This is a genomic window from Psychrobacter sp. (genome assembly GCF_036731945.1).
Taxonomy (GTDB): Bacteria; Pseudomonadota; Gammaproteobacteria; order Pseudomonadales; family Moraxellaceae; genus Psychrobacter.
This window is the reverse complement of record NZ_DAINDI010000010.1, coordinates 13,011-24,843: the sequence shown is the minus strand read 5'-3', so window position 1 is coordinate 24,843 and position 11,833 is coordinate 13,011. Positions and strand designations below refer to the sequence as shown.

Sequence of the window (11,833 nt, the reverse complement as noted above, 5' to 3'; positions counted from 1 at the left end):
GTACAGACAGTCACACCACCATGATTAATGGTATTGGCGTACTCGGTTGGGGTGTTGGTGGTATCGAAGCGGAAGCGGCGATGCTTGGTCAACCATCCTCAATGCTCATTCCACAAGTGGTGGGTTTTGAGCTCAAAGGCAAATTGACCGAAGGCGTGACCGCGACGGATTTGGTACTACGCGTGGTTGAGATGTTACGTGCTCACGGTGTGGTTGGTAAATTTGTCGAATTTTATGGCGAAGGTTTACACAGTATGCCACTCGCCGACCGTGCAACCATTGCTAATATGTCACCAGAATACGGTGCGACTTGCGGTATTTTCCCGATTGACCAAATGGCAATTGATTATCTACGTCTGTCAGGTCGTGAAGAAAGCCAGATTGAGCTGGTTGAAAAATATGCCAAAGCACAAGGTTTATGGCATGATGCCGATACGCCGGCTGCGACGTATTCAAGTAAGCTTGAGCTGGACTTATCATCGGTGAAACCAGCCCTTGCCGGTCCGAACTTGCCGCAGCAGCGTATCAATTTGTCTGATATGCATGAGAAGTTTGGCGAAACGCTAGAGAAAATGACCAAAGACCGTAAGTCAGAAGTCGATGGTAAAGTGCGCTTTGATCAAGAAGGTGCGCAGCAAGAGCAAGCCGATAGACTATATGCCAAGCCTAATGTCTTCTCTGACGTTAATATCGATGATAAGAGCCACAAACTGCGCGATGGTTCAGTGGTTATCGCCGCGATTACCTCTTGTACCAACACCTCAAACCCTGCGGTGATGATTGGCGCTGGTTTGGTGGCGAAAAAAGCCGCTGCAAAAGGTCTAAAAGCCAAACCTTGGGTAAAAACCTCATTGGCACCAGGCTCAAAAGTTGTTACCGATTATCTTGAAAAAACCAAACTGATGGATGAGCTAGAGAAAACAGGCTTCTATTTGGTTGGTTATGGTTGTACCACCTGTATCGGTAACTCAGGCCCACTCTTAGAGTCAATTGAACAAGGTATCAAAGAAAACGACTTGGTTGCCGCTGCGGTGTTATCGGGTAACCGTAACTTTGAAGGGCGTATTCACTCGCACGTCAAGGCCAGTTACTTGGCGTCGCCACCGCTGGTGGTTGCTTATGCGCTGGCAGGGACGGTTGATATTGACTTGACCACCCATCCGTTAGGACAAGACCAAGAGGGTAATGATGTCTACCTAAAGGATATTTGGCCAACGTCCGATGAAATTAATGAATTGATTGCTAATAATATTGATGCTGATATGTTCCGCAAAAACTACGGCGAAGTGTTTGACGGTAGTGCCGCATGGAACGCCATTAGCTCAGCCGATAGTCAGCTGTATCCATGGAGCGAAAAATCTACTTATATCAAAAACCCACCGTTCTTTGATGGCATGACCATGGAGCCAGAAGGTATCCCTGATATCGAAGGCGCGCGTATCTTGGGTTTATTTGGCGATTCAATCACCACTGACCATATCTCGCCAGCTGGTAATATCGATGCTAATTCTCCTGCGGGTAAGTACTTGCAAGAGCGCGGTGTGATGCCAGCCGACTTTAATAGCTATGGTTCACGTCGTGGTAACGATGCGGTCATGACCCGCGGTACTTTTGCAAATATCCGTATCAAAAACCAGATGATGGGCGGTAAAGAGGGTGGCTATACTTACTACTTTAAAGGCGACAACGCCACACTTCAAGACGGCGAAGAAATGCCCATCTATGACGCGGCAATGAAGTATAAAGAAGATCAGCGCCCACTTGTGGTACTTGGCGGTGCAGAGTATGGCTCTGGATCAAGCCGTGACTGGGCAGCGAAGGGTACGATTTTACTCGGGGTAAAAGCGGTATTGACCAGCTCGTTTGAGCGTATTCACCGCTCAAACTTAGTCGGTATGGGCGTGTTGCCATTAACCTTTAAAGACGGTGAAAATGCTGATACTTATCACTTAGACGGCTCTGAGGTACTTAGTGTCACAGGCCTTGATAATGGTGAGAGTAAAACCGCCACAGTGACGGCGACTCGTGCTGATGGTTCAACTGAAACCTTTGAGGTAAACGTCATGCTACAGACGCCAAAAGAGCGCGAATACGTGCGTCATGGCGGCGTATTGCATTACGTACTACGTCAATTAGCAGCTGAGAATCAAGACGCTGCGTAATATTTAATTAAAGTGAGAATAAGAAAAGCCCGGTCGTGATGACTGGGCTTTTTTATGCGCAATGCTTTTTAATTCGTCAATTTTACCTTTAACCCTTCTCAGTCAATAGCTTAATACCTAAGCCAATAAACACCACACCACTAATTTTATTTAAAATAGATTCGATAGTTGGAGTCTCTCGCAGATTTTCACTAAATTTTGACGCCAATAATGCTAAGCATAAGCACCATATAAAACCAGTGACAGCAAAGGTCAATCCTAAAATGATAAACGACACCATGCTATAAGCATAACTGGCATCGATAAACTGCGGGAAGAACGCCAAAAAGAATAGCGCGACTTTTGGATTAAAGGTATTGGTAAGCACGCCCTGTTTATAGATTTGCCCATAATCTAAAACACTATTACGAGTAGGATGATCATGGCTGGATAAATTATCGGCCATTAAAGCATCTGGTTTCGTTAGCAGCATTTTGACGCCCAAATAACACAAATAGCTAGCACCAATATATTCTACGATCATAAATGCTGTAGGGGAGTTGGCGAGTAAGACCGATAAGCCGAGCGCCGCCAATAACGTATGCACTAAAATCCCTGAGATAATACCAAGCACGGAATAAAACCCCGCCGTTTGCCCCTGTGAAATACTGCGGGTGACGATATACATACTATCGCTGCCAGGGGTCAGGTTTAGCAAAATGGCTGCCATGATAAACCCTAGATAATTCTCAATGCCAAACATAGCCAATACTTCCTTGTGATAGCATTAAACGTCTATAATAAATCAAAGACATAAAAAAATCCCAGTCACCGTATGATGACTGGGATTTTTTATTGTGCGCTTATTAGTCTAATCTGATGCTTAAAGGCGCTAAGCAAAAGTGCTAATAATTGACGCCGAATAGTGGCGTCCCCAGGGGGATTCGAACCCCCGTTACCGCCGTGAAAGGGCGGTGTCCTAGGCCTCTAGACGATGGGGACGCATAGAGTGTCATAACCACTATTTTACAATAGCATTACAACGGTACTTCACAATATCAGAGTGCTTATCTATTAATAGAGCAAGCCTTGCCTAGGTGCTGATATCGCCCTACTAGCGAGTATTTATATCAAGTGTCAGTCATACTGAACGTTGCGATAAATAGTATGGTGGAGCTAAACGGAGTCGAACCGTTGACCCCTTGCATGCCATGCAAGTGCTCTACCAACTGAGCTATAGCCCCTCGCTAAGAGTGTGCGTATTTTAGGTAAGACCGGGAGTCTTGTCAACCGCTATTTTCAAAATAATCGATAAATTTGCAAAAAAAGTTATTAAAAGTATCTAAATGGCTAATTATGGGTATTTTAGTACGGAGATGAATATAAAAAAAGGGCCAGTAGTATGAACTGACCCTTTTTATTATTTATCTATTTTACTCTTAATTAACAAGTACAAGGTTATTTAGCAGCCAAACTATTTATCAGCCAAAAAATCTGGCAATTCTGCCGCTTGTTTCTCAAGTTTCTTCAGTTTCTTTTTACCAAGGCCGCCTAATACATCAACCGCATGACGTAAACGGGTCAGGGTCATATCAGCGCCGATAATCGCCATTGAGTTCATGACGGGTGTCGATGAGGTGCTACCAGCGATAGCGATAAAGAACGGCGCCATAAAGTCACGCATCTTAATATCAAGATGGGCGGCAAGACCTTTTAGGGTGGCGTAGATGTTTTCTTCTGACCACGTTGGCAAGGTTTCTAGCTGCCAAAGCGCCAGTTGTAGCATCTCAGTAATTTGCTCAGGCGTCAGTGATTTATGGGTAAAGCTTTCAGCATTGATAGCAGGTAAGTTTTGGAAATAGAAACCGCCCCAATTGACCGCATCAGACAACAGTTCAATACGTGGTTGAATCGCGGCGGCAATCGCGGTCAGTTTATCACTGTCACTTGCCCACTCAAGGATTTTGTTTTTAAGCTCTTCAGGGCTAAGCGCACGTAGCCATTCCGCATTTAGCCAGTTGAGTTTTTCGATATCGAAAATAGGACCGCCAAGCGACACACGTTGAATATCAAAGCTGGCAATCATCTCATCCAAGGTGAACTTTTCCGCTTCGTCAGGCATTGAGTAGCCCATACGGCCAAGGTAGTTGAGCAGCGCTTCTGGTAACACGCCGGCATCACGATAGTAGGTAATAGAGGTTGGGTTTTTACGTTTTGACAGCTTTGATTTATCAGGGTTACGCAGTAGCGGCATATGGCAAAGAACGGGCATCTCCCAACCAAAATACTCATAAAGCAGCTGATGCTTAGGTGCCGAGTTGAGCCATTCTTCACCGCGCATGACATGACTGATTTCCATCAAATGGTCGTCGACGACGTTGGCTAAATGATAGGTTGGCATGCCATCAGTTTTTAGCAGCACTTGCATATCCACTTGCGTCCAAGGAATCTCAACCGTACCGCGTAGCATGTCATGTATCTGGCAGACGCCTTCGGTTGGTACGCGCATACGAATGACGTGTGGTAAGCCTGATGCAGCAAGCGCAGTAGTTTTTTCAGGAGCAAGGTGTGCGCAGCGACCGTCATAGCGCGGCGTTTCGCCATTGGCCATTTGCTCAGCGCGCATAGTATCAAGCTCTTCAGGTGTACAAAAACAGCGAAACGCATGATCGCTTGCTATCAGCTGCTCGGCATGTTTTTTATAAATATCACTACGTTCGCTTTGACGATACGGTGCGTGTGGTCCGCCGATATCTGGTCCTTCTGCCCAGTCAAGACCGACCCAACGCAGCGCATCCAAAATCATTTGTTCAGACTGCTCGGTTGAGCGTGTTTGATCGGTGTCCTCAATACGCAAAATAAACTCGCCGCCGTGGGCTTTGGCAAAGGCTAAATTAAATAGGGCGATATAAGCGGTGCCGACATGCGGAAAACCAGTTGGAGATGGGGCAATACGCGTACGAATAGGACGCTTGCTATCAAGGTTGGCTTGGGATGATGTTTGGGTCATAAAAATCTCAGAATATGCTAGTGAATGAATAAAATGGCGAGAAAAGTTAAAGCTCAAGGCGAATAGAGAAATTGAGTTAAAATACGGGTGAAACAGTCGCCGTCACGGTAGAAAAATAGCGTAAAATATAGCGCTAGTATAACAGAGAGCTGAGATATTTTTAACGAAAAGCCTCTCTAGCGCTTGACTCGCTGTATATCCTTGCGATAATAATGCTAGGTGAGTCATAACTTGTTTATTTTCATCTGATTTTTTACTATTACTGGCCAAAAAGGTCATCATCTACTGAGTCGTTTGTGTCCATATCGAATCCAAAGTCAAAAAACACGTTAAATTCTAAAGAAACCCCTTCTTCAGTCATTGATAGTTCTGAGTCAGAGGTCAATTCGTCTATTGTTGAAAATGATTCTGCTCAAGAGTCCGTCATAGAGCAAGCAGGTGCTGATGAATTAAGTTTTGTCCATGACGCTGTGCTACTACAAGAAACGGTGGCGGCGGTATTGGGTGTCAAATCGCTGCCCAAACAAACAGATGACAGCCGTCAAAACAGCTTACAAAAAAGTGGCATTTATGTGGATGCAACTTTTGGGCGCGGTGGGCATAGCCGCCTGCTATTAAGCCAGCTTGCCGATGATGCAACCTTGGTTGTGTTTGATAAAGACCCGACGGCCATTAGCGTTGCGCAAGAATTGGCAAAGTCTGATAGCCGCGTCAAAGTGGTGCATGATAGCTTTGCAACCTTGACCGATAGTCTCGCTGCGATGGGAATCACAAAATTGGACGGCTTAATGGCGGATTTGGGTATTTCCTCGCCGCAAATAGATGACGGTAGCCGCGGTTTTAGTTTTATGCGTGATGGTGCGGTTGATATGCGCATGGATACCAGTCGCGGGCAGTCGGTTGCCGAGTGGCTCGAGACAGTCGATGATGAAACCTTGGCCGATGTGCTTTATGAGTTTGGCGAAGAGCGTCACAGCCGCCGTATTGCCCGTGCGATTAAGCAGATGGACAGCTATGAGTCGACGCTTGCGCTGGCAGAAGTGATAAAAGCGGCGCATCCAAATTGGCAGCGCGGTAAACACCCAGCGACACAAAGTTTTCAGGCCATGCGTATTTTTATCAATAATGAGCTTGGCGATGTGGATGACTTTTTAGAACAAAGTATTCCGATTTTAAAGTCGGGCGGTCAGCTGGCAGTAATTAGCTTTCATTCGTTAGAAGATCGCCGTATCAAGCAATTTTTGCAGCGCCATAGTAAAGGTCAGTATCCAGAAGATGAAAACTTGCCGATGCCGCCCAAGCGTCCGCGTTATTTTAGTAAGCCAAAACGCGTCGGCCCTAGCCAAGCTGAGATAAGCAATAATCCGCGCGCGCGTAGTGCGTGGCTACGCATGGCGACTCGTAGCGATACGGATTATAAAGCAGATGATAATGCTTAAGCTAAGTCTTAAAACTTGCTATTCAGTTATGTGGGTAAAATATGACTGAATGTTTTAATGATTACGCGGCTGTTAAAAAGCTGTAAACATTCTCTGCTAGGCTCAGCAGTTACTTTTTGCTTGGTTATGTGTTTATTGATTTTATTGGTAGTTATTTTTATTGATGGTGCTGATGGCTCATGAGGGTGTGTTCACTCGCAAATCTTAGCGCTTTTTTTATTTTGAAGTTCACTTTTTTGAGATCGTCATGGCAATATCTGACAAACCTGTAAACCGCCGCGCCGCAATGCCTCCTAATACTGATGTTGGCGAATTATTCGTGCGCCGATTTAACGTGGTCAGTATTTACGTGGTCATATTAGTGTTACTGGCGGCGGCTATTATCTGGAGCGGCATCAAGACGGCAGAAGGCGTGCAGCAATATCATCAGGATTATAAAACCTTGCAAGACATGAAAAAACAAGAGCGCAAGCTACAGGTAGAACACCAGCGTTTGCTTATCGAGCAGCAGACCTTTAGTGCGACCCCGCAAATTGCCAGTCGCGCTGTGGCCGAGTTGGGGATGTTTTCGCCAACCCTTAAAGACAAGCTGATTATTCAGCCGGGTGCGGCAGTTGCCGTCGCGCCAGTGCTCGAGGACGATGTCACAGATGCTGCCGCTGCCAATGAAACAGATTTTTTTGAGGCGGATGCTAACGCTGCGGAGGCAGGACGATGACTGATAAAAAGCCCATCGCCAAAAACGATAAAGCTGCCAAAAATAACAGCAAAAAATCCGCCAGCGGCAAAGTCACTAAGCCGCTACGCCGTGCCAGTGTCGCCAAATCTGGACAAACAAGCGGCAAAGCTGACAATAAAGCGGCCGATAACCGCAAAGCTAAGCTATTTAGCCGCCTAAAAAAGAACGAAGAGCAGGGCGCTTATACCAGTGTAAAAACCCAAAAAAGCAAAAGAGCCTTTTTGGGTAAAGCCTCCGGGGCATCGTCACGTGGCGGTGTTGAGCTGGACAAAAACCGCTTTCGCATGATTTGGGCAATATCGTTAGTCATTTTAGGCTTATTGATTGGCCGTGCTTATTATTTACAAGTCGCCAATGCGCAGTTTTATCAAGATAAAGGCAATGAGCTGATTACCAGCGTGCGTACGCAAAAATCCTATCGCGGCATGATTACCGATCGTAATGATTTGCCTTTAGCCGTCAGTGCGCCGCTCGCGACCGTGTCGTTTAGCCCGCACGATTATGCGCGCGAATATTATGAGCTGAAACGTATTATATTGACCAATCCTGAAAGTCCGCAGCTTGTCGCGCGTATGCAAAAGCGTCTAGATAATATGGATTTAACCACGCTTGCAGCAGCGGCCAATATCTCAGTTACTGAGCTAAAAAAAGTCACGGCTATCGATGACAGTATTGACGTCACCGATGAAGAAGCGGTGAAAGCGGCCCTGCCATCGGGCGCAGGTTCACATTATCTGCCACTCCTTAATAAAGTCACGCCTGAGATTGCCCAAAGCGTCAGCTCGCTCGATTTCCCGGGTGTCTATGAGAAAAACTTCTTTCAGCGCTATTATCCGCAGCCGCAACCAAACTCGCAGCTATTAGGTTTTATGGGGCAGAATGCCAATGATCCTGAAGGTGGTTATGAAGGCCGTGCTGGTATTGAGCGTCAGTATGAAACGGCGCTGGCGGGTGAAGACGGTAAGGTGCTGGTATTAAAAGACGCCAAGCAAAATAGCTTAAAAGAAATCAAGCAAGTCGAGCCAGAAGTACCGGGTAAAGATGTCGCCTTAACGATTGATTCGCGCTTACAGTACTTGCTTTATAAAGAGCTTGAAAAAGCCGGTCGCCTGCAAAAAGCGCGCTGGTCGACTGGTATGATTGTCGATGTACAAACGGGCGAAGTGCTAGCGCTATCGACGTGGCCATCCTTTAACTCCAATAATCTGAACGAGATGACGGGTGAAAACCAGCGTAACCGTGCGCTGCTCGACGTCTTTGAGCCGGGTTCGGTTATGAAGCCATTTACCGTGGCAGCCGCATTGGATTCCGGTAAATATACCACCACGTCTTTGATTGATACCAATCCTGGCTCTATTCGTGTGCGTGGTTATACCATTCGCGACCACAATAATCTGGGACGCATTACGCTTGCGACATTGCTACAAAAATCTAGTAACGTCGCCTCAACCAAGATTGCGTTATCCTTGCCGCCTGATGCCATTACCAATATGCAAAGGCAGTTTGGCTTTGGAGCAAAAACTCCGCTGCAATTCCCAGGCGAGGGCAGTGGCCTTGTGGTCACGCCAAAAGAAAAAGAAACGTCAAGACGGGCAACGGTCAGTTATGGTTATGGTCTACAAGTGACCTTAGCTCAGGTCGCGCAGGCGTATTCGGCGCTTGCCGCTGGCGGGGTGATGCATCCATTAACCTTAATTAAAGACGACAAAAAACAGCCCAGCAAACGTATCATGGCGCACGAACAAGCCATGTCTATCGTACAGATGCTAGAAAGTGTTACCGAGCCGGGCGGTACCGCCAAAGCCGCGGCTATTGATGGCTATCGTGTGGCGGGTAAAACAGGTACCTCACGCCGTATTAACCCAAAAGGTGGTTACTATAGCGACCAGTACCGTAACGTTTTTGCCGGTATGGCGCCCGCGTCCAATCCTAAGCTGGTCGGGGTGATGCTTATCGAAGACCCACGTGGTCAGATTTATGCTGGTTTAACAGTAGCCCCTGTCTTTCATAACGTCATGAAAGAGGCGCTGCGTTTATATAATGTGCCGTTAGATAAGCCATTAAAAACTGAAGAGCCGTAGCTAAAAAAGTAAATTCCATGGCTAAGTTTATGACCAATTTTCCTGACTAAGCTCCATGTTTCAGCTGTTAACTATTTGATGCGTTTTAACCGTTTAGGATTTGCCAATGTCTCTGTCTACCTCGCCAAAAAGCAATACCGCAGTCACCTTACAACAGCTGATTGAAACCAGTGGCAACGATGGAGATAGGCAAAGCCATAGCTTAACGCAAGCATTAACAACGCTGGTAAGCGCATCTAGCAGTCAACTACCGAAAGCAAAAACTTCGATTGCTCATATTCCCTTTGAGCAGTTCCGTCTAGACAGCCGTCAGTTAGCAGCAAACGATGTCTTTGTGTTATTAAAAAGTCAGACACCAAATTGCCAAAAAAGTCGCGACTACTTATATCAAGCCGCTGAGCAGGCGGCGTTTATCCTGTCGGAAATTGACCCAATCGCTTTGCTGTCTACTGCTAATGTGCCGCCACACGCCAATATTTCCTTCACAAACGATAGTGATCGCTCTAAAGCGCAGCAGCAATTAGCAGCACTGCCTTGTCCAGTAGTATACGTACCCCATATTCGTGATTTTTTAGGTGACTTGATTCAAGCGCGCTTACAGCATCAGCAGCCTGTGACCTTACCGACGGTCGTTGCGGTGACTGGTACCAATGGCAAAACCACCATCAGCCAATTGGTGGCGCAGTTGACGCAGCTGACGGGTATGAGTAGCGCGGTGATGGGAACAGCGGGTAATGGTAGACTCGGCGCGTTAGTGCAAGCCAGCCATACTACCGGCGATGCCTTAGCGGTACAGCAGTTTTTATATCAAATGGGTCACGAGAAGGCGCAATTATTGGCCCTAGAAGCAAGCTCGCACGGACTCGATCAGCAGCGTTTACAAGGTATGCCAGTGTCAGTGGCGATTTATACAAATTTGAGCCGTGATCATCTAGATTATCATGCCGATATGGCAGAGTATGCGGCGGCAAAAGCCAAGCTGTTTGATAAAGCACATTTCCCCGAGTTAACCCATGCCATTATCAATATCGATGATGAGCATGCACAGATTATGCTCGACACCGCGCATGCCAGCCAATTAACGGTTTGGACCTATAGTTTAGACCCAGAAAAATCTGCAACCTTTGTTGCCGCTGAAATCAAGCCAAGTTTGCAGGGTGTTGAGATTGCGCTGCGTACTGATTTTGGTAACAGTGACTTTGATAATGCTGATTTTAAAAACAAAGAAACCAATAGTATTAATATCGTCAGCCCATTATTGGGTCATTTTAATGTTGCCAATTTGCTGGCTGCTATTGCCGCTGCTGTAGCCTTAGGAATTAGTCTCGAGCGCATTGCGGCCGTTATCCCGCAGCTGCAAGGGGCGGTAGGGCGCATGCAGCGTGTGCCATCTGCTAATGGCTGTTTTATCGTCGATTATGCCCATACGCCTGATGCGTTAAGCCAAGTGCTTGCCAGTCTAAAAACCCATTGTAAAGGTCAGCTATGGGCAGTGTTTGGTTGTGGCGGCGACCGTGATGCTGGCAAGCGTCCATTGATGGCGCAAGCGGGATTGGCGGGCGCTGATAAGGTTGTATTGACGGCGGATAATCCGCGTACTGAAGACCCTAATTTAATCTTGCAAGATATGCAAGCCGGCATGACCAGTGCGCAGTACGAGCGTACCCATATCGAGCCTGCGCGCCAAACAGCTATCGAATACGCGGTCAAGCAAGCAGCGCCTGCTGATATTGTCGTTATCGCTGGCAAAGGTCATGAAACCTATCAAGAGATTAACCATGTGCGTTATGATTTTGACGATAGCGTTATTTTGCAAAATGCCCTTAAGCAAGCCGGACGCTTATAGTATTTATAGCGAAGTAATAGCGCCTGCCATTCATTTTTTGTACGTTTTAAAAAACCTATACTTAAAAATATCAAAGATAAGTAGTCATCATATATAAGGTAATCATTATGACAGCCGACAACGATAACAGCATTCAGTCGCAAGGGCTGTATGTTTGGCAAGCAGACAATCTGCTTGCGGCAACTGTAGCACTGGGTGGACATTGGCAATTTGGGGCAATACCTGTAGAGTCCAACAATGACGCAAACAAACCCATTAGCAGTACACGTATCGCTACCGATACTCGCACTATAAAAGCGGGTGATATCTTTTTAGCCTTAACGGGTGATAATTTTGACGGACATGATTATCTGGATATTGCTATAGAAAAAGGTGCGGTTGCGGCTATCGTTTCACGTCCGATTGCTGCTGATATTGCGCAATTGGTTGTCAATGATACGCGTTTGGCGCTCGGTCAATTGGCGGCCTATCGACGGCAGCAGCACAAAGATTTGACCGTCATTGCCATTACAGGCTCAAGCGGCAAAACCACCTGTAAAGAGATGCTCGGTAGTATCTTTGGCAGATTGGCGCCGAC

At 46.5% G+C, this 11,833-nt stretch carries 8 protein-coding genes and 2 tRNA genes; 6 read left to right on the top strand and 4 right to left on the bottom strand.

Features of this window, described 5'->3' with window-relative positions; all coding sequences use genetic code 11:
* Nucleotides 1–2,162: aconitate hydratase AcnA (gene acnA / locus V7D75_RS03385; protein WP_333613408.1), on the top strand; the 2,162-nt coding region annotated here is incomplete at its 5' end.
* An 88-nt stretch (nt 2,163–2,250) separates the two neighbouring features.
* Here the strand turns inward: acnA and V7D75_RS03380 are convergent.
* The 4 genes from V7D75_RS03380 to gltX form a co-directional block, all read right to left on the bottom strand.
* Nucleotides 2,251–2,904: a LysE family translocator gene (locus V7D75_RS03380; RefSeq protein ID WP_333613407.1), complete on the bottom strand. Its 654-nt coding sequence runs from the start codon at nt 2,902–2,904 to the stop codon at nt 2,251–2,253.
* A gap of 163 nt (nt 2,905–3,067) precedes the next feature.
* Nucleotides 3,068–3,143: transfer RNA gene (locus V7D75_RS03375), tRNA-Glu, on the bottom strand.
* 166 nt (nt 3,144–3,309) lie between these two features.
* A tRNA-Ala gene (locus V7D75_RS03370) sits at nt 3,310–3,385 on the bottom strand.
* A gap of 230 nt (nt 3,386–3,615) precedes the next feature.
* Complete coding sequence (gene gltX, locus V7D75_RS03365; RefSeq protein WP_333613406.1) at nt 3,616–5,151, bottom strand: glutamate--tRNA ligase; 1,536 nt, start codon at nt 5,149–5,151, stop codon at nt 3,616–3,618.
* A gap of 425 nt (nt 5,152–5,576) precedes the next feature.
* Here gltX and rsmH point away from each other — a divergent pair, with 425 nt between their 5' ends.
* The 5 genes from rsmH to V7D75_RS03340 all read left to right on the top strand — a co-directional run.
* Nucleotides 5,577–6,590: a 16S rRNA (cytosine(1402)-N(4))-methyltransferase RsmH gene (gene rsmH, locus V7D75_RS03360; protein WP_333613435.1), complete on the top strand. Its 1,014-nt coding sequence runs from the start codon at nt 5,577–5,579 to the stop codon at nt 6,588–6,590.
* 247 nt (nt 6,591–6,837) lie between these two features.
* Nucleotides 6,838–7,308, top strand: coding sequence for a cell division protein FtsL (ftsL, locus tag V7D75_RS03355; RefSeq protein WP_333613405.1), 471 nt, complete (start codon nt 6,838–6,840; stop codon nt 7,306–7,308).
* Nucleotides 7,305–9,410 carry a peptidoglycan D,D-transpeptidase FtsI family protein gene (locus tag V7D75_RS03350; protein ID WP_333613404.1) on the top strand — a complete coding sequence of 702 codons (2,106 nt, stop codon included), beginning with the start codon at nt 7,305–7,307 and terminating at the stop codon, nt 9,408–9,410. Before ftsL ends, V7D75_RS03350 begins: the two co-directional genes overlap by 4 nt.
* 106 nt (nt 9,411–9,516) lie before the next feature.
* Nucleotides 9,517–11,256, top strand: coding sequence for a UDP-N-acetylmuramoyl-L-alanyl-D-glutamate--2,6-diaminopimelate ligase (locus tag V7D75_RS03345; protein WP_333613403.1), 1,740 nt, complete (start codon nt 9,517–9,519; stop codon nt 11,254–11,256).
* A 107-nt stretch (nt 11,257–11,363) separates the two neighbouring features.
* A partial coding sequence (locus V7D75_RS03340; protein ID WP_333613434.1) for a Mur ligase domain-containing protein occupies nt 11,364–11,833 on the top strand: 470 nt, incomplete at its 3' end.

Coding starts and splice junctions, on each gene's coding strand:
- V7D75_RS03380 (WP_333613407.1), bottom strand. CDS start 2,904: ATGTTTGGCATTGAGAATTATCTAGGGTTTATCATGGCAGCCATTTTG.
- gltX (WP_333613406.1), bottom strand. CDS start 5,151: ATGACCCAAACATCATCCCAAGCCAACCTTGATAGCAAGCGTCCTATT.
- ftsL (WP_333613405.1), top strand. CDS start 6,838: ATGGCAATATCTGACAAACCTGTAAACCGCCGCGCCGCAATGCCTCCT.
- V7D75_RS03350 (WP_333613404.1), top strand. CDS start 7,305: ATGACTGATAAAAAGCCCATCGCCAAAAACGATAAAGCTGCCAAAAAT.
- V7D75_RS03345 (WP_333613403.1), top strand. CDS start 9,517: ATGTCTCTGTCTACCTCGCCAAAAAGCAATACCGCAGTCACCTTACAA.